The 22,759-nt window shown below is 55.5% G+C and carries 20 protein-coding genes; 19 read left to right on the forward strand and 1 reads right to left on the reverse strand.

From position 1 onward, the window contains the following. The first annotated feature begins 39 nt into the window (after positions 1-39). The 8 genes from dnaX to FEF65_RS07425 are packed head-to-tail and all read left to right on the forward strand — an operon-like array spanning position 40 to position 5,732. Complete coding sequence (dnaX, locus tag FEF65_RS07390) at positions 40-1,779, forward strand: DNA polymerase III subunit gamma/tau (RefSeq protein WP_138239168.1); 1,740 nt, start codon at positions 40-42, stop codon at positions 1,777-1,779. Continuing rightward, positions 1,776-2,090 (forward strand): YbaB/EbfC family nucleoid-associated protein, encoded by a 315-nt coding sequence (locus FEF65_RS07395; protein WP_138239169.1) that lies wholly within the window; start codon positions 1,776-1,778, stop codon positions 2,088-2,090. Before dnaX ends, FEF65_RS07395 begins: the two co-directional genes overlap by 4 nt. After that, positions 2,090-2,713, forward strand: a complete 624-nt coding sequence (gene recR / locus FEF65_RS07400) for a recombination mediator RecR (protein ID WP_138239294.1) — start codon at positions 2,090-2,092, stop codon at positions 2,711-2,713. The genes FEF65_RS07395 and recR overlap by 1 nt, the downstream gene beginning before the upstream one ends. Then, entirely contained in the window at positions 2,710-3,375 is a 666-nt protein-coding gene (locus tag FEF65_RS07405) for a YggS family pyridoxal phosphate-dependent enzyme (RefSeq protein ID WP_138239170.1), read from the forward strand. Before recR ends, FEF65_RS07405 begins: the two co-directional genes overlap by 4 nt. Beyond that, positions 3,376-4,179: a pyrroline-5-carboxylate reductase gene (gene proC / locus FEF65_RS07410; protein ID WP_138239171.1), complete on the forward strand. Its 804-nt coding sequence runs from the start codon at positions 3,376-3,378 to the stop codon at positions 4,177-4,179. Then, on the forward strand, positions 4,179-4,484 hold the full coding sequence (locus tag FEF65_RS07415; RefSeq protein ID WP_138239172.1) for a YggT family protein: 306 nt from the start codon (positions 4,179-4,181) through the stop codon (positions 4,482-4,484). The genes proC and FEF65_RS07415 overlap by 1 nt, the downstream gene beginning before the upstream one ends. After that, entirely contained in the window at positions 4,481-4,795 is a 315-nt protein-coding gene (locus FEF65_RS07420) for a DUF167 domain-containing protein (RefSeq protein WP_238701252.1), read from the forward strand. Before FEF65_RS07415 ends, FEF65_RS07420 begins: the two co-directional genes overlap by 4 nt. Continuing rightward, complete coding sequence (locus FEF65_RS07425) at positions 4,746-5,732, forward strand: lysylphosphatidylglycerol synthase transmembrane domain-containing protein (protein WP_202978243.1); 987 nt, start codon at positions 4,746-4,748, stop codon at positions 5,730-5,732. The genes FEF65_RS07420 and FEF65_RS07425 overlap by 50 nt, the downstream gene beginning before the upstream one ends. Before the next feature lie 20 nt (positions 5,733-5,752). Here the strand turns inward: FEF65_RS07425 and FEF65_RS07430 are convergent, their stop codons facing one another. Continuing rightward, entirely contained in the window at positions 5,753-6,409 is a 657-nt protein-coding gene (locus FEF65_RS07430; RefSeq protein WP_138239173.1) for a site-2 protease family protein, read from the reverse strand. A 155-nt stretch (positions 6,410-6,564) separates the two neighbouring features. Between FEF65_RS07430 and FEF65_RS07435 the strand changes: the two genes are divergently transcribed. From FEF65_RS07435 to bamA, 11 genes are all read left to right on the forward strand, one after another. Continuing rightward, on the forward strand, positions 6,565-7,263 hold the full coding sequence (locus FEF65_RS07435; RefSeq protein ID WP_176582342.1) for a hypothetical protein: 699 nt from the start codon (positions 6,565-6,567) through the stop codon (positions 7,261-7,263). Positions 7,264-7,469: 206 nt separating this feature from the next. Further along, positions 7,470-12,869 (forward strand): PAS domain S-box protein, encoded by a 5,400-nt coding sequence (locus FEF65_RS07440; RefSeq protein WP_138239174.1) that lies wholly within the window; start codon positions 7,470-7,472, stop codon positions 12,867-12,869. Positions 12,870-13,357: 488 nt separating this feature from the next. Beyond that, positions 13,358-14,122: a 30S ribosomal protein S2 gene (gene rpsB / locus FEF65_RS07445; RefSeq protein ID WP_138239175.1), complete on the forward strand. Its 765-nt coding sequence runs from the start codon at positions 13,358-13,360 to the stop codon at positions 14,120-14,122. A gap of 42 nt (positions 14,123-14,164) precedes the next feature. Beyond that, positions 14,165-15,040 (forward strand): translation elongation factor Ts, encoded by an 876-nt coding sequence (tsf, locus tag FEF65_RS07450; protein ID WP_138239176.1) that lies wholly within the window; start codon positions 14,165-14,167, stop codon positions 15,038-15,040. Positions 15,041-15,045: 5 nt separating this feature from the next. Beyond that, positions 15,046-15,804 (forward strand): UMP kinase, encoded by a 759-nt coding sequence (gene pyrH, locus FEF65_RS07455; RefSeq protein ID WP_138239177.1) that lies wholly within the window; start codon positions 15,046-15,048, stop codon positions 15,802-15,804. 2 nt (positions 15,805-15,806) lie between these two features. Further along, positions 15,807-16,352: a ribosome recycling factor gene (frr, locus tag FEF65_RS07460; protein WP_138239178.1), complete on the forward strand. Its 546-nt coding sequence runs from the start codon at positions 15,807-15,809 to the stop codon at positions 16,350-16,352. Further along, a complete protein-coding gene (uppS, locus tag FEF65_RS07465; RefSeq protein ID WP_138239179.1) occupies positions 16,352-17,107 on the forward strand; it encodes a polyprenyl diphosphate synthase in 756 nt (251 codons plus the stop codon). Before frr ends, uppS begins: the two co-directional genes overlap by 1 nt. Beyond that, positions 17,100-17,879 carry a phosphatidate cytidylyltransferase gene (locus FEF65_RS07470; RefSeq protein ID WP_138239180.1) on the forward strand — a complete coding sequence of 260 codons (780 nt, stop codon included), beginning with the start codon at positions 17,100-17,102 and terminating at the stop codon, positions 17,877-17,879. The genes uppS and FEF65_RS07470 overlap by 8 nt, the downstream gene beginning before the upstream one ends. Then, positions 17,876-19,024 (forward strand): 1-deoxy-D-xylulose-5-phosphate reductoisomerase, encoded by a 1,149-nt coding sequence (dxr, locus tag FEF65_RS07475; RefSeq protein WP_138239181.1) that lies wholly within the window; start codon positions 17,876-17,878, stop codon positions 19,022-19,024. Before FEF65_RS07470 ends, dxr begins: the two co-directional genes overlap by 4 nt. Continuing rightward, positions 19,021-20,379, forward strand: a complete 1,359-nt coding sequence (gene rseP, locus FEF65_RS07480) for an RIP metalloprotease RseP (RefSeq protein WP_138239182.1) — start codon at positions 19,021-19,023, stop codon at positions 20,377-20,379. Before dxr ends, rseP begins: the two co-directional genes overlap by 4 nt. Before the next feature lies 1 nt (position 20,380). Continuing rightward, positions 20,381-22,711 carry an outer membrane protein assembly factor BamA gene (bamA, locus tag FEF65_RS07485; RefSeq protein WP_138239183.1) on the forward strand — a complete coding sequence of 777 codons (2,331 nt, stop codon included), beginning with the start codon at positions 20,381-20,383 and terminating at the stop codon, positions 22,709-22,711. The last annotated feature ends 48 nt before the right edge of the window (positions 22,712-22,759 follow it).

Here is a 22,759-nt window from a genome sequence, read left to right on the forward strand (position 1 = left end):
AGCCATTGCAGCGCGTTGCGCAAGCCGTAGAGTGCCCGCATGAGTTATCTGGTACTGGCACGACGCTGGCGTCCGCAGCGATTTTCCGATCTGGTCGGGCAGGATGTGGTGGTTCGTACCCTGAAAAATGCCCTTTCCGGCGGTCATCTGGCTCATGCCTATCTGCTCTGCGGTATTCGCGGCGTGGGCAAAACGACGATTGCCCGCCTGATGGCGATGGCCGTAAATTGTGAACAGGCTGATCAGGGGGAGCCGTGTGGCAGTTGCAACGCCTGTCGGGGGATCGCAACCGGCTCCAACCTGGATGTGCAGGAGATGGATGCTGCCAGTCATACCGGTGTGGACGATGTACGTGAGATTCTTGACGGAGTGCGTTACCCGCCTGCCAGTCTGAAAAAGCGCGTCTACATTATCGATGAGGCGCATATGCTCTCCAAGAGTGCGTTCAATGCGTTGCTCAAAACACTGGAAGAGCCGCCTGCGCATGTCATGTTTATTCTCGCCACGACGGAGTCGGATAAGCTGCCGGTGACGGTGCGCTCGCGCTGTCAGCGCTTTGATTTACGCCGGCTTGGCCATAGTGAAATCAGCGGCTATCTGTCGCATGTGTTCGGGCGTGAGTCCGTCGATGCCGATGCCGATGCCATTGCGGCGATTGCCCGCTCGGCCGATGGCAGTGTGCGTGATGCATTGTCATTGAGTGAAAGGGTGCTGGCCTATGCCGGCAAGCGGATGGTGCTGGCCGATGTCGATGCGGCACTCGGGCAGGTAGGTACAGAGCCGGTGCGACAGCTGTCCCGGGCTCTGTTTACGGGTGATGCGGCAGAGGCCGTGCAGTTGCTGCGAACGGTCAGCGCAACAGGGCATGGTGGCCGCACACTGTTGCTGGAGCTGGCCCGTTTATGGCATCAGCTTGCCTGCCTGCAGGTGGATGAGACATTACTGGGTGAAGAGGTGGATGCTGAACAGCGTCAGTGGCTGCAGCAGTATGCGGCCAGCCTGAGCTCAGCCGCGCTTGATCTGCGTTATCAGGTATTGTTGGCAGGTATGCGGGACCTTTCGCTCGTTGATGAGCGTATGGGCGCTGAAATGATTCTGATGCGTTTATGCGGGCTGAATGCGATTTCGGCGGTCGGAGCAGTGCCGGCTATCAGTCGGGCAGCCGGTGCGGCTCCGGTGGTGGCTCCGGTGGTGGCTCCGGTGGTGGCTCCGGTGGTGGCTCCGGTGGTGGCTCCGGTGGTGAGGACTGAAGCTGTAGAGCCTGCTGTGGCAGCGCAGGAGATGCCGGCTGCGCCAGTGCAGTTGCAGCCGGCTGAACAGGAAAAGCCGGTTGCTGTACAGACACAGGAAGCGGATTTGCCACTGCATGATACGGGGGAACCGGCAGGTCATCGCTGTCGCGACTGGCGCGAGGTGGTGACGGCGCTGCATGATTTCCGACCCGGGCTTGCTGCGATGCTCGAGCATGTGATTTGTCTGGAGTTTGGCAGCCGGGTGCGTCTGGCACTGGAGAGGCATCAGCAGGCGACGATCAATGCCGCTGACCGGCGTGATTTTGCCGCATGGCTGGGGCGCGAGGTTTTCTGGGAAGCCAGACAGTCGGGCGAAGGTGAGTCCATCTCACAGCAGCGGGAACGCTTTGCCCGCGTGGAAAAGGCGCGGTTGAGAAAAAATGCGGAGGATGATCCGCATGTGCAGGCATTGATGGCCGAAATGGATGCCCAGCTGGTTAGCGTGTTGCCGGCCGGGGTGGAAGATGAGACAGGAGTGGAAGAATGAATATCGCAAAGATGATGCAGCAAGCGAAGAAGATGCAGGAAAACATGAAAAAGATGCAGGAAGAGCTTGCCGGCATGGAAGTGGGTGGTGAGTCCGGTGGTGGTATGGTCCAGGTGGTCATGAGTGGTGACCGTGTGGTTCGCCGGGTGACGATCGACCCGTCATTGTGGGGAGAGCAGGACAAGGCGCTGATCGAGGATCTTGTTGCCGCTGCCTTCAATCATGCCTCACAGAAAGCGGATGAACTTGCCAAGCAGAAGCAGCAGTCCCTGATGGCTGGTATGCCGCTGCCTCCTGGTTTTTCACTTTGATGCACTTTCCCGGCATGCCTGCGCCACTGGCACGGGTGGTGGAGATGTTTTCTACCCTGCCGGGGGTGGGGCCGAAGACTGCCATGCGTCTCGGTCTTAATCTGCTGACGCGGCCGGCCGGGGATGCGGCAGCTCTTGCGACGGCTTTGCAGTTGTTGCATGAGCAGGTGGGCTTTTGTGAATGCTGCGGTTGTTTTGCCGAGCAGGGGCACTGCCACTTCTGTGATGATCCGCTGCGCGATGCGGCGACCCTGTGTGTGGTCGAGCAGCCGGTGGATGTGCTGATGATGGAGCGGGGCCACGGCTATCGCGGTTGTTACCACGTATTGCTTGGCCGCCTGAGTCCGGTTGACGGGATCGGCCCCGAGCAGCTGCGCTTTGCCGCTCTGGATCGCCGTCTTGCCGCCGGTGGAATCGATGAGATGATTCTGGCGACCAGTGCGACGGTCGACGGAGAGGCAACGGCCCATTATCTGGCCAATCGTTACAGGGATGCAGGGATTACGGTCTCGCGCATTTCCCGTGGCGTGCCGGAAGGCGGGGAGCTGGAGTATCTGGATGAGCATACACTTAGCCGGGCTGTGGATCAGCGCGTGGCCTGGCAGCGGAGAGCCGGCGTATGAGTGAGTCCGGTATGGAAGGGCTGTTGCAGCGCTGGCGTTCTCTTGAGCATGAATTGGGCGAAGCCGGTGTGACGATGGTCGCGATCAGTAAATATGCGCCCGATGATGCGGTCGCTGTACTGATTGACGCAGGACATCGCTGCTTTGGTGAATCCCGTCCGCAACTGTTGCGCGATCGTGCTTTGCGCTGGCCGCAGTGTCAGTGGCATATGATTGGTCCGCTACAGAAGAACAAGGCGAAATATGTGGCCCGGCATGCGGCCATGTGGCATAGCTGTGACTCTGTGGCGACAGCGGCAGCGGTCGCAGCTCATCTGGATGGCCGAACCCTTCCCGTATTGATTCAGGTGAACATCTCCGGTAATCCCGATCAGCATGGTATTTCTGTGGATGAATTGCCTGCATTTGCGGCGCAGATTACAGCCATTGAAGGGTTACAGCTTTGCGGTCTGATGGCGATGGCACCGCACTTTGGTGACGTACGGCCGGCCTTTCAGGCGATGCGCAGCTTGCGGGATAAAATGTTCGATGGGAGTGTTGGCCAGCTGAGCATGGGGATGAGCGGTGATTTCCGTGAGGCTGTGGAAGAGGGAGCGACCATGGTAAGGCTTGGCTCGGTTTTGTTCGGTGAGCTGGATATACGTAACAACAGGAATGATTGAATGCAGCAACTGAAAATTTCATTTATTGGCGGCGGCAATATGGCCGAGGCACTGATTGCAGGCCTCAGACGTGCCGGCCACGAAGCAGATCATATCTGTGTGGCTGAACCCGGTGAAGAGCGCCGCAAACAGCTGGCCGGGCAGTATGGTGTGCGGGTAACGGCGGAGAACAGAGCGGCCGTGACCGATGCCGATATGGTGGTGCTTGCGGTCAAGCCGCAGCAGATGCAGGTGGCACTGCAGGGTATCAGTGATGCCATCGATGCGAATGCGACGGTGGTCAGTATCGCAGCAGGTCTTACCGTGGCAAAACTTGCGTCCATGCTTGGCGGTCAGGCCCATATTGTTCGGGTCATGCCGAATACGCCGGCGCTGGTCGGGGCTGGCGTATCGGTATTGTACAGTACGGCAGATGAGCAGCATCGTCATCGTGCCGAATACCTGATGACGGCCTGTGGCAGTGCCTACTGGCTGGATCAGGAACAGCAGATGCATGCAGTGACAGCGCTTTCCGGCAGTGGGCCTGCCTACTTTTTCCTGCTGACAGAGGTGATGGAAGCCTCCGGTGTTGCGCTTGGCCTCAGTCGCGAGCTTGCCCGTGACCTTGCAAGCCAGACGGCACTGGGTGCAGGACGCATGCTTGTCGAAAGCGGTCGGCCAGCCGATGCATTGCGTCAGCAGGTGACAAGTCCCGGGGGGACGACCCAGGCGGCACTGGATATGATGTTCAGGGAAGGGTTGCCGGATACGGTGCGCAAGGCATTGACGGTTGCCTGCAGACGCTCGCAGGAGCTGGCCTCCTGATGTACGTGCTGGGCTATTTTCTGCAGGCGCTGGCCGGTGTCATTCATGTGATCCTGATGACGGCAACGATTATCGTGATCGCCCGTGCAGTGCTGTCGTGGGTTTCTCCCGACCCGTATAATCCGATTGTACGGATCATCAATCAGATGTCCGAGCCGTTGCTGTTTCCGGTCCGGCGGCGCGTCCCCTATATCAGCGGTATTGATTTTTCGCCGATGATTGTGCTGCTGGCATTGATGTTTGTGGACAACTTTCTTGTACCCAGTCTGCAGCGGATTGCTGTCGGCCTGATTCAGGGCGGGTGAGCGTTCATCCGCTCGATGCGGTCCTGAGCGAGGGGCGTGACGGGCTGTATGTGAATATCCATGCTCAACCGGGGGCGCGTAAACCACAATTGCGCGGGTTGCACGGTGATGCGGTGAAAATTGCTGTGGCTGAGGCTGCGCAGGATGGCAAAGCCAATGCCGCGATCGTTCAGTTCGTTGCCTCTTCTCTCGGTCTGGGCAGGAGTGAGGCGGAGATTGCCTCCGGTCACACATCAAGAAAAAAACGATTGTTTTTACACGGTGATCCTGCCGACCTTCGCCTGCGGCTGGAAAAATGGCTGGCCATATGACTGGCAGTTCCGGGTGGTGCGGATGATCTGGCTGAAGATCACCCTCTCACTGCTATTGCTTGGCTATCTCGGCTGGACGCTCGATGGTGCCGCCATCGCGCATCAGTTGATGCAGGTGCAGTGGCTTCCTGTGTTGGCAGCGACAGCCTGTCTTATTGTCGGGCAGCTGTTCTCAGCATGGCGATGGGTTTGGCTGGCGCGTGCACTGGGGCTGACGGTGGATGCCGCACGCAAGATTCAACTCTATTTTCTCGGCATGTTTCTGAGTCTGTTTTTACCCTCGATTATTGGCGGTGATGTCGCCCGTGGCTGGTTGCTGGCCCGTGGTCGGGCCGGAAGTGGCTGGCTGGCGGCCGCCAGTGTGGTGCTTGAGCGGCTGAACGGTATGGTCGGTTTACTGTTACTGATCAGTTTTTGCATGCTTTATCTGGTGCTGCCCGAGTGGTGGCGGTGGTCATGGTTTGCCGGGCTGCTGCTGTTTTTGTTGTTGATGCTGGCAACGCCGAAGTGGTGGCCGTGGTTGCAGGGGTTGTCGCTGACGCCTCGCTGGTCGGGATGGCAGCAGCTGCCACTGGCCTCCCCGCAGTTTTCCAGGGCATGGATGCAATCGCTGCCGCTTTCGTTGTTGTTTCAGGGGCTGGTGGTGCAGGCGCACGTCTTGCTCGGACAGGCAGTGGGACTGGAGCTGTCGTGGTTTGCATACGGGTTTATGGTGTGTCTGGTGGCGTTGGCTTCAGCACTCCCTCTGTCATTTAATGGTTTCGGCATCAGGGAGGCCGGTTATGTCGGCTTTTCTGTCTGGTTCGGTGGCACGGCTGAAGCAGCGGGTGCGATGGCGGTGTTGTGGGTGCTGGTACTGGCTGTGGCATCGCTGCCCGGTGGTATTGTGCTGTGGCGTCTGGGGGGAGCTTCGATTCTCAGGCGTGATCAGGGATAAAGATGGTGGCTTGCCTGATGTCAGGACATGGCAAGATTGATCAGGTATTCAGCGCTGCCAAGCACCAGCGGGCCGATGATCTGCTGCAATATGCCTGTGGCCAGCAGCACAATAATGATGATAAAACCATAGGGCTCCAGACGGGAGAGCTGGTAAGCCGCCTGTCCATGCAGCAGACCTACAGCCACCCGGCCGCCATCCAGTGGTGGCAGCGGCAGCAGATTGAAAATGCATAACACCATATTAATGATAATCGAAGCCTGACACATCAGAGCCAGCGGTTGAGCGACCCATGCTGCCGATGCGGGAAGTGCTACGGTGAAAGCGAGCAGCAGGGCGGATAGTACAGCGAGGGTGAGATTGGTGAGCGGGCCTGCCAGTGCCACCAGTACCATGTCCTGTTTCGGTCTTCTCAGGTTTCTGAAGTTGACCGGTACAGGTTTGGCATAACCGAAGAGGAATGGTGAGCCGATGACAAGCAGGGCAACAGGAATCAGAATCGTACCGACAGGATCAATGTGTTTCAGCGGATTCAGGGTCAGGCGTCCCATCCAGCGTGCCGTGTTATCGCCAAGTCGCTCTGCAACCCAGCCATGAGCCACCTCGTGCAGGATGATGGCGAGCAGCACAGGCATGGCCCAGATGCTTATTTTTTCCATGATCGCAGCAATATCCATCCATGCTCTCCTTTGTCTGATCACTCAATCATGCCACTCGAGGCTCCGGCAGGGAATCCCCGATCTCCTGCTGCCAGCTGTTCGGTGCGGGCCCTTTACTACTCGCGTCGATATGTTCAGGTTTTTCACGAGCGGCAGCTATGATAAAACGAATCATGATTTCCATATCCCTCTGTTTGTGTGCCTTGCTTGCATGGTTTGCGTGGCAGCGCCCTGCTGCGGCACCGGTACAGGGCAGTGTGCGTATTCACCTGCCTGATGAAGTGTGGCAGGCGGAAGCGGCGCGTCATGCGCAATGGCGGGTGGTGACCCGCAGGCTGGTTTCCCGCGCCTCGGCAAACACATTGCATTATCGGCTCAGTCAGTTGCAGCTATCACCGATTGCCATTCTGCGGACTGAAGAGGTGGTTCTGCATGCTTTTGATGATGCTCGCTTGTACGCAAGTCGCGGGGAGGCCGTTGCTGCTGCAGTGATGTGGCGGCAGGCCGGCATTGAGGTGAATATCATACGGGTGAATCAATCACTCTATATGGTTGGTTTGGGGCGATTATATCAGGATCGCTATGCCGAGCTGTTGCAGCAACGGCTGGATCGGGAAGGGCGCCCGTATCGTTATGAGCGCAGGATTGTTCCTATTCCAACCTGGCGCTTTACCTTTGCGGCCACAGATATGGTGGCTGCCCGGGTGCTATGGAAGAAGCTTGAGGCATCAGGGGTGATGATGCCGGTGATGATGCCCGAGGTGCGTTTTCAGTTGCTGTACGGGTCTTCACTGGCAACACCCGATGAGTTTGGCCGGTCCGTGCAGCGTCCGCAGCCTGCTGCATCACCGCTGTCACCCTCTGCCGGTTAAGCGTGGCGGGTTGCTCGCCTGCGTGGGGATATTGAAGCATTGATTTCAGTCTGTATGGGGAAACAGGTATCGCAATCGGAGCAGGGATGGCTTTGTATGTGCTTTCTTTGTTGTGACATCTTGCGAAAAGGTATGTATTGAATCATGATGCAATATCTTTTTTTTAGTTGGGGTGTGGTTTGAATCGCTATTCATGAAGGGGCGTCATGAAAAAAAAATTCACTCAGCCGGCAGGTCATCACCTGTTACAGAACATTATCGAAGAGGTGCCGATCCGTATCTTCTGGAAGGATCGCGAAGGTCGCTATCTCGGTTGTAATGCTCTTTTTGCCCGTGATGCCGGGTACTCCTCTGCGCACGAGCTGATCGGTAAAAATGACTTTGATATGGGCTGGCGGGAGCAGGCTGAGGCTTATCGGAGCGATGACTTTGCCGTGATGGCATCGGGTGAGCCAAAACTCGGATTCGAGGAGCCACAGACCACGCCGGATGGCCAGACCATCTGGCTGCGTACATCCAAGGTACCTCTGCGCAATGAGCAGCAGGAAATTTGCGGTATACTGGGTATCTATGACGATATTACAGCCCAAAAACAGGCTGAGCTTCTGTTGCAACAAACACGCAAGCGCCATGAGGAAGCCCAGCGTATCGCTCACCTTGGTCACTGGCGGCTGGATCTTCTGACCCGGGAGTTGCAGTGGTCGGATGAAGTGTTTCGCATGTTCGGTGTGCAGAAGGATGGATCTCACCCCACGTACGACAGCTTTCTGGCACTGGTACACCCGGATGATCGTGCCTATGTCGACCGCGCCTATCATGATTCGCTGAGCGGTGGCGGCTTCTACGATATCGAGCACCGGTTGTGTGTACATCCGGATGTGGTGATATGGGTGAATGAGCGTTGTGAAACCACATACTCGGAGGATGGAACGCCGCTCTACTCGATTGGCACCGTTCTCGATATTACTGATCGTAAACGCATCGAAGAGCAGTTGCAGGACTCGGAGGCCCGTTTTCGCAATCTTGTTGAGCAGTCGCCACTGGCGATCCAGATTCTTTCAACCGATGGCGTGATCCTGCAGGTCAACCGTGCCTGGGAGCAGATGTGGAAGGTCCCGTTCGCGGCCCTGGCTGATTACAATATGCTTGCTGATCAGCAGCTTGTGGCGACGGGTGTGATGCCATTGCTGCAGCGGGCCTTTGCCGGTGAAGAGATCAGAATACCGGAGATGCAGTATGATCGGGAGGCAACGCCTGAGGTGCCCGGCTCCGGGGGGGACTTGTGGGTGAGGACCTATGCCTATCCACTCAGGGATGAGGCGGGTGCCGTCTGTGAAGTGGTGCTGGTTCAGGAGGATGTCAGTCTGCGCCGTCAGGTTGAAATCGAGTTGCGCGAATCACTGTCACTGCAGCAGGCGACGCTTGAGGCAACTGCAGATGGTATTCTGGTGGTCGGCAGCGATGGTAAATGGCGCGGCTATAATCAGAATTTTGTCGAGATGTGGAAATTTACACCGGAGATTCTCGCCTCCGGCGATGATGAGCGTGCCCTGCAATATGTGCTCGACCAGCTGGTTGATCCACAGGCGTTTATCGATCGGGTGATGGCGCTCTATTCCCGCCCTGATGAGATCAGTCTTGATGAAATCTGTTTCTCCGACGGCAGGGTGTTCGAGCGCTATTCGAAGGCGCAGCGTATTGATGGTGCAATCGTTGGCCGGGTGTGGAGCTTTCGCGATATTACAGACCGTTGTCGGGCGGAAGAGCGGTTGCGTGGCAGTGAGGAGCGTTTAAGGCTGGCGCTGGATGCGGCCAGACAGGCCTGGTTTGACCTTGATATTGTCAGTGGTGAGGTCGTCGTCAGCTCTGAATATGCCAGAATGATCGGTTACGAGCCGGGCGAATTTCAGACCAGCCTGCAAAACTGGCTGGACCATATCCATGAGGAAGATCGACCGGCAGTCGAGAGAGCACTGGCGAGGACGATGGATTCATGCGGTCCTGAATCCATCGAATATCGCCGCCGCCGGGGCGATGGCGGTTGGGAGTGGATCCGCAGTGTTGGCGAGATCATCGAACGCGATCAGAGCGGCAAGCCGCTGCGGATGATCGGGATTCATACCGATATCAATGCATACAAGCTGGCTGAGGCCGCCCTGAAAGGCAGTGAGGAGCGATTCGCGCTGGCCATGGCCGGGGCCAATGACGGGCTTTGGGACTGGGATTTGCAGACAGACGTTGTCTATTACTCGCCGCGCTGGTTTGGCATGCTGGGGTATGACGAGGATGAACTGCCGGCATCGATTGTTACCTGGACGCAGCTGGTGCACCCTGATGACAAGGATCGGGTATTGGCCCGGGTCAGTGACTATCTGGAGGGAAGAGAAGGCACTTTCGAGGTGGAGATGCGCATGCTTCATAAGGACGGGCATGAAGTGTATGTGCTTTCCCGGGCCTCGAAGGTGGTGCGCGATGAGGATCGCCGTCCCGTGCGTCTGGTCGGTACCCATGTTGATATTTCCGAGCGCAAGGCAGCAGAACGCAAGCTTGTTGAAAGTGAGCAGAGCTATCGGGGTATATTCAACAGTCTGCACGAAGCGGTCTACATACTTGATGAAAAGGGTATATTCCTTGATGTGAACAGGGGCGCGGAGAAGATGTATGGTTTTCCGCGTGATTATTTTATCGGCAAGAATCCCGGTGATCTGTCGGTGCCAAACCGTAATGATATGGAGCAGGTGGCAGCACAGCTGCAGCTGGCGCTGCATGGTCAGCCGCAGAGTCTCGAGTTCTGGGCTTATAACAGTCGCGGGGAGGCGTTTCCCAAGGAGGTTCACCTCTATCCGGGTAACTATTTCGGTCGCCGGGTTGTCATTGCCGTGGCAACGGACATCAGTGAGCGCAAAAAGAGCGAGATGGCACTGCATGCCAGTGAGGAGCGCTTGCAGCTGGCTCAGGAGATCGGTCAGGTAGGGATCTGGGACTGGAATCCGCAAACCGGTGTGCTCTACTGGACGGATCAGACCTTCAGGATGTTCGGTTACGAGCCGGGTGCGATTGAACCGACGTTCGAGCTCTTTTTACAGCATGTGCATCCGGATGACAGACAGATGCTGTATCATGCCGTGCAGGCAGCGCTCAGTCAGGGGGAAAAATATGATGTCGACTGTCGCTTTATGGACAGGGATGGTCATGAGTATGTGGCCTATGCGCAGGGTCAGGTGATTTTCAGCGACGAAGGGCAGCCGGTGCGCATGCTCGGTACTTTTCAGGATATTACCGGTCGTAAACAGGTTGAGGGGGCACTGCAGCGGTCGGGCGCGTTTCTCGGTAAAATTTTCGACAATGCCTCCGAAGGTATCTCTGTCTGTCAGGCCTGTGATGAGTTTCCATATGTGCGCTTTACCTTGTGGAATGGTCGTATGACCGAGATGACCGGGTATACCATCGATCAGATCAATGAACTCGGCTGGTACCAGTCCATGTATCCGGAACCTGAGCAGCAGGCGCGTGCCATTGCCCGTATGGAGCGCATGCGCGAGGGTGATAACCTTACCGGTGAAGAGTGGGAGGTGACGACGGGAGCCGGCGAAAAACGGATCTTTTCCATTTCCACATCGACCATTGTCACGGCGGAGGGGGAGCCGGCGGTGGTTGGGCTGATGCATGATGTCACCGAACGCAAACAGACTGCCGAGGCGCTGATTCAGGCGGCGGAGTTTCGTGGCAAGCTGATGGATCAGGCTTCCGAGGGTATTGTGCTCTGGCGACCGCAGGCGAGTGGTGAGCCGGAGTTTATCAGCTGGAACCCGCGCATGCAGGAAATTACCGGCTATACGCAGGAGGAGATCAACCGGCTGGGCTGGTTGCGTACGATTTATGCCAGCGAGTCAGAGCGTGACAAGGCTGGCAAAACGATGCGGATGGTGCTGGCCGGTGATATCAACAGAGGTGAGGATTTTGAGATTGTCACCCGGCAGGGGGAGAGGCGTCATGTTCATATCTCCTCTTCACTGGTCGCAGGTTCACAGCGTGAGCAGTGTGTGCTGGCTGTGGTTCAGGATATCACCGAAAGCAAGCGTCAGCAGGCTTTGCTTGAGGCCAGTCGCAAGCGCTTCAGTACATTGTTTGACTCTTCCAGTGATGCAATATTTATTCTCGATACCACGGGTAAATTTATCGACGTCAATAAAACGGCCTATACCCGTCTGGGTTACAGCAAGGATGAGATGCTGGCGATGCATGTGGCCGAACTGGATCCGCCAGAATTTGCTGTCATGGTGCCGGATCGTATGGCGAAGCTGGTCCAGACCGGCTATGCGGTTTTTGAATCGGCGCATTACAGGGCGGATGGCACGATTATGCCGGTGGAGATTAATGCCCGCCTGATTGAGCTGGACGAACAAAACGTGATTCTGAGTGTCATTCGCGATATCAGTGAGCGCAAGGAGTTTGAAGAGCAGCTACGGCAATCGCAGAAAATGGAGGCGATTGGTACGCTGGTGGGCGGCATTGCCCACGACTTTAATAATATGCTGGCGGCCATGCAGGGGAATATCTACCTGGCCAGAATGGAGATGGAGCCGTGCTCCATGGCCAGTGAGCGGCTGAATAATATCGAGAAGCTGGGGGAGCGTGCCGCTGAGATGGTGCAGCAGCTGCTGACCTTTGCCCGCAGGGATGCGGTATCACGGCGCAATCTGGTGCTGAACAGCTTTATGAAAGAGGCCTATAAGCTGGCCAGTGCCGCCATCCCGGAGAATATCGATCATCATAGTTCGGTGTGCGATGAGTTGTTGGTGATTCATGGCGATGCCACTCAGCTGCAGCAGGTGTTGATGAATTTGCTGAATAATGCTGTGGATGCGGTGGCCGGGGTTGCAGCTCCCGGGATCCGCTGTGCATTGACCGCTTATCAGGCCGACAGGGAGTTTGCCGAGCGGCACCCGGAACTGGCTGTGGATCAGTTTGCCTGTATCACTGTTGCCGATAATGGTCATGGCATTGCACCGGATGCGATGGCCAAGATCTTTGAGCCGTTTTATACAACCAAAGAGGTGGGCAAGGGGACGGGGCTTGGCCTGGCGATGCTGTACGGTGCGGTTCAGAATCATGGTGGCGTTGTTGAGGTAGAGAGTCAGCCGGGCCGGGGGACATCGTTCTCGATCTATCTGCCGTTGATGGAGGATTCGGAAGCGGCGGGTGAAGCAGGTAAATCTGTTTGCGGAGGTGGACACAGCGAGACCATATTGCTGGTCGATGATGAGGTCAGTGTGCTGGAGACCACCTGTGAGGTGCTTGAGAGCATGGGCTACAGGGTGCTGACTGCCAGCAATGGTGAAGAGGCGTTTGCTCTGTTTATGGCGCATGCCGGGGAGGTTGATCTGATTATCTCCGATGTGGTGATGCCAAAAATGGGCGGGGTCGAGTTGCTCCGGTCAGTCAGGAGGTACAATGAGCAACTGCCGTTCATGCTGGTGACCGGTTATGATCGGGATCATGTGATTGGTGTCGGTGCGCCGGGTAATCACTGTCAGATACTTAACAAGCCATTTAACTTTGATGTGCTCTCTCGCTCAATCCAGAGTCTGGTCAGGCATGGCTGATGTGTCCGCGATTCCGTGCGGGCCATGGACGGACGCCACAATCCGGCAGGATGGCCGGATTGGACGGCTCTGCCGCCGCCAGGTGAGCTGCAGGATGCGGCGAGTCAAATCAGACACATAAGTGTTTGATTTGTAAGCAAAGGGAAAATGACTCGGGCATCATACCCTCGCCCTGCGGGCTGCCGTTGGCCGTCCAATCGGCTTCCTGCCTCTTTGTCACGCTTTTGCTTTTGCGGACTGATTTTTGCCAGGAGGGCAATAAATCAGCATCTCCCTTGTTAGTCCGGAATAGCCGTGGAGTCCGGCTCGCTTTATGGTGTGATGATACTCTGTCATGGCTATCCGGACTTGCTATATTCGCACTCTTTCGTTAGAAACCGCGCCCGCTCGAACGGGCGAATTCGCACACGGACTGATCCATTGTGCCCTGTCTTTAAGCAGACCGGGTGACAGACCGTGGAGGAATAACTTAAACAACTGGAGAAAACATGTCTCAATTTACCATGAAGCAGCTGCTTGAAGCCGGCGTACATTTCGGTCATCAGACCCGTCGCTGGAACCCTAAGATGGCTCCGTATATCTTCGGAAGCCGTAACGGCATTCACATTATTGACCTGCAGAAAACCCTGCGTATGGCGAACGAAGCCTATACATTCATGCAGGAGCTGGCAGCAGCCGGTGGTCGCGTACTTTATGTTGGTACCAAGCGTCAGGCGCGTGAAGCGATCAAGGAAGAAGCTTGCCGTGCAGGCCAGTTTTATATCAATCACCGCTGGCTGGGCGGCACCCTCACCAACTTCACCACTGTACAGCAGTCTGTACGCAAGATGAAAGATCTGCAGCGCCAGAAGGACGAGGGCGTATTTGAGCTGCTGACCAAGAAGGAAGCACTGCAGATGCAGCGTGAGCTGGACAAGCTTGAGCGCTCTCTCGGCGGTATCAAGGACATGGTTAACCTGCCGGACTGTCTGTTTGTTGTTGACGTTCGCAAGGAAGAGCTGGCTATCAAGGAAGCACAGAAGCTGGGAATCCCGGTTGTTGCTGTTGTCGATACCAACTGCTGCCCGACCGGCATTGATTACATCATTCCGGGTAATGATGACGCAATCCGTGCTGTTCGTCTGTTCTGCAGCAAGATTGGTGACGCCCTGCTGGAGGGCTCCGAATCATGGCATATCGAAAATTCCGAGGATGGTGCGGATATCGTGGAAGCAATGGCAGTGGCAGAAGCAGTCGCTGTTGATGCAGCCTGATCTGCCCCGGATAAACTAAATACTGAATACGGAGAGTTGTGAATGAGCCAGATTACGGCTGCAGATGTAAAAAAACTACGTGAAATCAGTGGCGCAGGCATGATGGACTGCAAGAAGGCGCTGAGCGAGACCAACGGTGATATCGATGCGGCAGTGGATTTTCTGCGCAAGAAAGGCCTTGCTGCTGCGTCCAAGAAGGCCGGTCGCGTTGCTGCTGAAGGCGTGGTGACCGTTGCTACCGACGGCAATATCGGTGTTGTGCTGGAAGTGAACTCCGAGACCGATTTCGTGAGCAAGAACGACCAGTTTGTCGGTTTTGTGAACAAGCTTGCTGCAATTATTATTCGTGAGAATCCTGCTGATGTGGCTGCACTCAATGCACTGCCTTTCGATGCAGAGTTCAATGTTGAACAGGCTCTTTCCCAGCTGATCGCAACGATCGGTGAGAACATGAGCATCCGTCGCTTTGAGCGTGCTGAAGCGGCCGGCACTGTTGCAACCTATGTGCATGGCGCTGGCAAGATCGGTGTGCTGCTCTCCTTTGACAAGGAAGTGGATGCAGAGCTGGCACGCGGTGTGGCGATGCATGTGGCTGCGGCAAATCCAAGATTCATCAGCCGTGATGATGTGGATGAGGCGAGTGTTGAGCGTGAGCGTCAGGTTCTCAGTGAGCGTGCCATTGCAAGTGGCAAGCCAGAGGCGATTGTAGACAAGATCGTTCTGGGTCAGCTGGGCAAGTTCTATTCAGACGTTTGTCTGCTTGAGCAGGACTTCGTTATGGATACCGACAAGAAAGTCGGCGCTGCTCTTGGCGGTGCGACCGTTGTGACCATGGCCCGCTTCCAGCTGGGTGAAGGTATCGAGAAGAAGGAAGAGGACTTTGCTGCTGAGGTTGCTGCTCAGGTGCAGGGGCTCTGAAAGCGATGAGTACTGCTGCTGACGACGTCGTTGTCGGACAACAGGTGAAGCAGCACCCGTATAAACGGGTGCTGCTCAAACTCTCCGGTGAAGTGCTGATGGGCGATACCGCATTCGGTATTGATGCGGATACGATCAGCCGTCTGGCAGTCGAGCTGATTGAAGTACAGGCTTCCGGTGTCGACCTTGCGATCGTGATCGGTGGCGGCAATATCTTCCGCGGTATGAGTGGAACTGCTTCCGGTATGGATCGCGCCAGTGCTGACTATATGGGCATGCTTGCAACCATGATGAATTCGATTGCGCTTCAGGATGCGATTGAGCGTCAGGGTGGCACCGTACGTGTGATTTCAGCCTTGCATATCAAGGAAATTGCAGAGCCTTATATTCGTCGCCGTGCAGTGCGTCACCTGGAAAAAGGCCGTATTCTTATATTCGCAGCCGGTACAGGTAATCCTTACTTCACTACAGATACGGCCGCAAGTCTCCGTGCTATGGAGATTCAGGCTGATGCCGTGCTGAAGGGAACCAAGGTGGATGGTGTCTACACCGCCGACCCTGTACGCAATCCGGATGCAAAGAAATATGAAACATTGACCTTCACCGAGGCATTGAGCAAACGACTCGGTGTGATGGACGCAACGGCTATGTCACTTTGCCGTGACAATCATATGCCGATCGTTGTTTTTGATGTGACAACGCCTGGCCAGATGCTGAAGGCAGTGTCGGGCGAGGCCGTAGGTACACTGGTTCAGGAGAATTGAAAATGGCAGATACACTGGAATCCAGAATGCAGAAATCGATTGCAGCACTGAAATCAGAGCTGGCAACGATTCGTACAGGACGTGCCAATGCGGCACTGCTTGATCATGTCACAGTTCCTTACTATGGCACAGAGGTTCCATTCACCCAGGTGGGTAATATCTCGGTTCCGGAGCCACGGGTGCTGATGATTACGCCTTGGGAAAAATCGTTGATCTCGGCGATTGAAAAAGCCATTCTTAAATCTGATCTTGGCCTGAATCCGACCAGCGATGGTGATGTTGTTCGTCTGATTCTTCCCGAACTGACCGAAGATCGCCGTAAGGACCTGGTGAAGCAGGTTCGAACTGTCGGTGAGAAGGGTAAGGTCTCTATTCGCAACATTCGTCGTGACGCCAATGACGAAGTGAAAAAACAGGTGAAGGACGAAGGTCTTTCTGAAGACGAGAGCAAGCGCCTGCAGGACAGAATTCAGAAGACGACTGACAAGTTTATTGCTGAAGTCGATCATATTATCGAGCATAAAGAACGCGAAATACTGACGGTTTGATGGCTTTGTCCACTCAGATGGGCATGCAAAAGCTGCCGAATCATGTCGGTATTATCATGGATGGAAATGGACGCTGGGCCCGGGCTCAGGGTAAGCCGCGCCTTGAAGGTCATCAGAAGGGTGCGGAAGTTGCCCGGGACGTAGTCGGCTGGGCCAGAGAGCAAGGTATCCGTCAGCTTTCGCTTTATGCTTTTTCAACCGAAAACTGGGAGCGCCCCAAGCTTGAGGTCCGTGGTCTGATGGGGCTGCTCGCCATGATGTTGCCACGAAGCCTGCCTGATATGCAGAAGCACGATATTCGCTTTCGTGTGCTTGGTGATATATCGCCGCTGCCGGGTAGTGCCAGGCGCGCCGTTGAGGCTGCCTGTGAGAAAACCGCAGGCAATCGTGGAATGGATCTGATTCTCTGCCTGAACTATGGCGGCCAGCAGGAAATTGTTGCCGCTGTGAGAGAGGCTGCCCGCTGGGCAGCTGCTCAAAGTGATACGGATGCTGCACTTGCCTCGCTGACCCCCGATATGTTCCGTTCCATGATGTGGCGTCACGATGTGGAGCCTGTTGACCTGCTGATCCGTACCGGCGGTGAAAAGCGCATTTCCAATTTTCATCTCTGGGATGCGGCTTATGCCGAGCTCTATTTTACGGATGTGCTTTGGCCTGACTTTACCAGCGCAGAGTTGCAGGCTGCTCTTGATGATTATGCCGGGCGGGAGCGCCGTTTTGGCCTGACCAGCGAGCAGACCAGCGGTGAGTGAACTTAGTAAACGAGTCCTCACGGCACTGGTACTGCTGCTGCTGATCTGGGGATGGTACTTCCATCTGCCCGAGGTATGGTTCGAATCAGCACTGTCTCTGGTGATCTGTCTGGCTGCAACCTGTGAACTGGTGCTGTTGATGCGTATGCCGAAGCCTGTCTGGTTTATGCTTTCATCGTTGCCCCTGTGGTTGCTGTTCCTCGAACGGCCAGAGGTCATCTGGCTTCTGCCGGCGATGCTGGTCTGGTTTGCCATGTTTATTTTTATTCCGGACAGTGAGGCTCCCTCCTTTTCGCGGTTTTTCGCCTTTGCCTGGTTGTTTTCCTGGCTCTACCTTTTTGCGCTGGCCATCAGCGTTACCCATGCCACAGATAACGGGCGCATGCTGGTCATTGGTGCCTGTCTTGCTGTCTGGGCTTCGGATACGGCGGCCTATTTTGTCGGCAGAAAATTCGGCAAGCGCAAGCTCTGCCCTGCAGTCAGCCCCGGGAAATCGGTCGAAGGCATGTTCGGCGGGTTGTTTTTTGGTGTGCCTGTTGCGGTGATTTGCTGGACCTCTGCCGATCTTCTGTCATGGTTGCCTGCAGTGTTGCTGGCAATGGTGACGGTGTTGACCGGTGTGTTGGGTGATCTTTCCGAATCCGCAGTCAAGCGGATGCTTGGCGTCAAGGACAGTGGTCGCTGGTTACCCGGTCATGGCGGTATTTTCGATCGTATTGATGCGATCATTATGGCTGTACCGGTCACCTGGCTGCTATGGAGTATGCTATGATGCGATTAACGGTGCTTGGCGCGACGGGCTCTATCGGCTGCAGTACAGTCGATGTCATGCTGCGACACCCCGAACGTTTTTCAGCCCATGCTCTGGTGGGGCACCGTAACAGTGAAAAGATGCTCGAGCTTGCGCAGAAATTGCGGCCCGCCTGGGTGGTGATGACTGATGTGGCTGCTGCAGCCGCTCTGCAAGGGCGTCTTCCTGACGGGGTCAGGCTTGCCGAAGGGATGGATGCAGCAAGCGAGCTGGCCGCATCTTCTGAAACAGATATGGTGATGGCTGCCATGGTCGGCGCAGCCGGTCTGCCGGCGACCCTCGCTGCGGTTCGCGCCGGTAAGCGGGTGGGTCTTGCCAATAAGGAGTGTCTGGTCACAGCCGGACGCATTTTTATGGCGGCAGCTCAACGTTCGGGTGCCGCAGTTGTGCCGGTGGATTCGGAGCATGCGGCAGTCCATCAGTGTCTTGTGGGTCATGATCGTGCATCGGTGACCCGAGTTATTCTTACTGCCTCCGGGGGACCATTTCGCGATCGGGATCCCTCCACGCTTTATCATGTGACGCCGGCAGAGGCGGTTGCCCATCCGAACTGGGATATGGGCGCCAAAATCAGTATCGATTCAGCGACCATGATGAACAAGGCCCTCGAACTGATCGAGGCACGCTGGTTGTTTGATGTGCCGCCCGAAAAATTGTCCGCGATTGTGCATCCGGAAAGTATTGTACACGCAATGGTGGAGTACCTGGATGGTTCGGTGCTGGCGCAGCTGGCGATGCCTGATATGCGCATGCCGATTGCCTATGCCATGCAGGCTGAACCCAGACTAGCCACCGGGATCTCCTGGCTTGATCTGGCTCGAACCGGTTCGTTGCATTTCCAGGCTGTCGATCATGCCCGTTTTCCCGCAATGGCGCTGGTTGAGCATGTATTGCGGGGGGATGACTCGCTTTCGATCGTATTCAATGCCGCCAATGAGGTGGCCAATGCCGCCTTCCGTGCCGGTCGAATCGGATTTATGGATATCGTAGCCACGGTTGAGCAGGTGCTCTCACGCATCCCTTGCACGCCAGTGGTGACACTGGAAGAGGTGTGGCAGGTGGATGCAGATGCTCGTGCCGTCGCTGAAGAGGTGATTTGCGCATGATGGAAATTTTGCATTCATCACTTGCCTTTATTGTCGCGATTGCCCTGTTGATCGCGGTGCATGAGTATGGTCATTATACCGTTGCCCGCAGGCTTGGCATCAGGGTGGAAAAATTCTCTGTCGGTTTCGGTCCGGCACTGTTTTCATGGCGCAGCCGGGATGGCGAGGTTCAATACGTGATCGCGGCCATTCCGCTTGGCGGTTATGTCAAGATGCTCGGGGAAAATCCGGACGAGCAGGGGGCAGAGCAGCAGGCAAAGCTCACGGAAGAGGAGCGGGCGCGCGCGTTTCATCTGCAACCGGTCTGGAAACGGGCTGCTGTCGCTTTTGCCGGGCCGGCATTGAACTTTGTTTTTGCCATTTTTGCTTACATGCTGGTGGGCTGGCTCGGACAGTCTGTGTTACCGACCATTGTCGGGCATGTGACACCGGCATCGATTGCCGAACAGGCCGGTCTGCAGCCAGGCGACCGTGTACTTACTGTCGACGGTACACCTGTGCATTCATGGCAGCAGATGGAGGAGCAGTTAAAGCATGAGATCGGCAAGCACTTCAGCCTGACGATCAGCCGCGACGAGCGTCCTGTCTCTGTTGAAATGACGCTTCCTGAACAGGAGAAAGATCCGTTGCTGCTGAATGTAGCGGATAGTGTCGCCGGATTTAATCCGGGATTGACTATTCGGGTTGATGAGGTGATAGGGGGCTCTCCGGCCGAACGTGCGGGTTTGCAGTCGGGTGATATTATCCGGCAGATTAATGACTGGCCGGTTGCCAATGTAAATCAGTTTATCGAGCAGATCCGGAGCAGTGCCGGTCATGAAGTGGCGGTGGTTGTGCAGCGCGGCGAGACGCTGTTGCAGCTGCATGTGTTGCCTGTATCCGATGAGCAGAACCAGGTGCGTATCGGTGTTCGCCTCGCATCACAGGCTCAGCAGGAGGCTGAAATCTACCGCATGGGTCCGGTGGACGGCTTTGTCTATGGTTTTACCAGAACATGGGATATGACGGTCATGACGCTGTCGGTGTTCGGCAAGATGGTGACAGCTGCGATTTCTCCCGATAATCTGGGTGGCCCGATTGCCATTGCGCAGCTCGCCGGCAAGACAGCAGATCTTGGTCTGGTCTATTTTATCGGATTTCTGGCGCTTATTTCGGTCAATCTCGGCGTACTCAACCTGTTGCCTGTTCCGATTCTGGATGGTGGCATGCTGGTTTATCTTGCGCTGGAAAAGGTGCGGGGAAAAGCTCTGCCGCCGAGATTTCTCGAGATTACTCAAATGATCGGGCTGGTGCTTATTGTCGGCCTGATGGTGTTTGCATTTTATAATGATATTTCACGTTTGTTCAGGGGATAAAATGATTGCCTCCATTCGATTGCTGCTGATGTTGCTGGTGTTGGGAAGCGGCATGGTTGCCATACCTCACCAGGTCCGGGCAGCAGATGCCGCTCCGCTGATTACCTCGATTGATGTGGACGGGGTCAGGTTTGTTGAGAAACAGGCGGTGATTGCCCGTATGGGCAGTCGTGTTGGCAAGCCTCTCGATCGCCGTCAGCTCAGCCGAGATGTACGTGCCTTGTACAAGGCTGGATTCTTTTCCGATGTACGCTTTACCGGCGATCGCAGTGATAAAGGGATCAAGCTTGTTTGTCACGTGAAAGAGTATCCGTTGATTGCCAGTCTGAAAATCGAGGGTAATGACGAGCATTCAAGCAAGGATCTGGAGAAGAAGCTCAAGCTTCAGCCGGGAGGTTTTTTCAGTCCTCAGACACAGCATGCCGATCGCAACACATTGCGCAAAGGCTATTTGAAAGACGGTTTTTATCAGAACAGTGTCGAGTTTGTCAGTACGCCCAGAAAAGACGGGCGGGTTGATGTGGTGGTAAAAATCTATGAAGGTAAGGTGACTCGAATCAGTCGTATTCACTTTATTGGTAATCACTCCTTTTCTGACAGCGAATTGGCCGGTGCCATTGCATCGCGTCAGACCGATCTGGTCGCGACCCTGATGAAGCGCGATGTATTTGATAAAAAGCGGTTTGGCGCCGATGTGCAGATGCTGCAGCAGTTTTACCTGAATCACGGTTTTCTTGATATGAAGGTGGACTCGGAGCAGCTGACGCTCTCTTCCGACAAGCGCAGCTTCTCTCTGACCTTCAGTATTCACGAGGGTATTCAATATCGCGTCGATCAGCTTGATGTGCAGGGCGATGTCGTGCCGGACAAGGAGACCCTTGTCAAACTGATCGAGCTTGAGTCCGGTGAAAACTATTCGCTGAAGAAGATGGGTGATTCGATTCAGGCCATTACTGACCGTGTTGGTGATGAGGGGTTTGCCTTTGCCAGTGTGACGCCATTGATGAAGCGCGATGTGGATGCGCACACCGTGTCGATCAGTTTTGAAATTGACAAGGGCCAGGAGGTCTATGTCGAGCGCATAGAAATCACCGGTAATGAAAAGACAGAGGACGTTGTATTGCGTCGTCTGATCAGGCAATCCGAGGGGGCCCGCTATCAGGGAACCCAGGTGCAGCATTCGCGTGAAGAGCTTGGTCGTGCTGTCATGGTTGATGATGTGCGTGTATCCATGGCCAAGACCGATGTGCCGGATCAGGTCGATATGAAAGTGAACATCAAGGAGAAGAAGACCGGTACCATTACCGGCGGCATCGGTTATTCACAACGTGAAAAAATTATTCTCACGGCTAAAATCGCCGAAAATAACCTGTTTGGCAAGGGCTATCAGGCCAATGTGAATGGCCAGCTGGGCAAGGTGACGCAGAATATCAGTGGTTCCTTCACCGATCCTTACTTCCTTGATACCGATATTTCCGCATCGCTGAATTTCAGTAAGATGAAAAGTGATCCGGTTACGACGATTACCTATCGAACCGACAGTTCCTCATTTGGTGTCAGTTTCGGTCTGCCGATTACACTGCATCTGTCATACAACATGGCATACAACTACAGCCGGACCACGCTCAGTGCTGTGCCGGCCAACTCCTCCAATCTGATCAAGGCTCAGGCCGGTACAACGGTCATCGGAGAGGTGTCCAATGCGCTGACATGGGATACCCGTGACCGGTTGATGAGCCCCCGTCGTGGTACGATGGAGAGCATCAGCTTCAGCCTTGCCGGACTGGCCGGTAACAGTAAATTCTGGGAAGCGGCAGCATCCAGTGCTGTTTATATTCCATTCGATAAAGAGGGGGACTTTGTGCTTAACCCCACCATCGACTATCGCACGATCAGTTCGCTCAAGGGAACCAACGTACCATTGTGGCGCCGTTATTCGCTCGGTGGTATCGGCAGTCTGCTCGGCTTTGATATCAACGGCGTCAGTTTGCGTGACCAGGTTACCGGCGAGGCGCTCGGCGGTGACAAGCAAGTGCGTGGTGGTGTGAAGATGTTCTTCCCGCTTCCGTATATGCGGACGTCCGGCTTCAGAGGAGTGGTCTTTGCTGATGCAGGTACCGTGTGGGGACAGGCCAGTAACAAGGTGGGGAATATCGCCTTTGCGACGGTGCCGGAGCCATTCTCATTTGCTCGCGTGCGTTATTCGGTCGGTTTTGGCATGGAGTGGCTTTCTCCTATCGGGCCGGTAGGTTTTGCCTGGTCATTCCCTCTGCGTACGGTCAAGGGTGATATTACCAGAAACTTCGAATTTGCGCTGGGTAGCTCTTTCTAGGCGGCAGTGGCTGATTTGCCTGCCGCTGCTGTGGAAAAAAAACGATTT

The organism is Mariprofundus erugo (genome assembly GCF_005818865.1).
Lineage (GTDB): Bacteria > Pseudomonadota > Zetaproteobacteria > Mariprofundales > Mariprofundaceae > Mariprofundus > Mariprofundus erugo.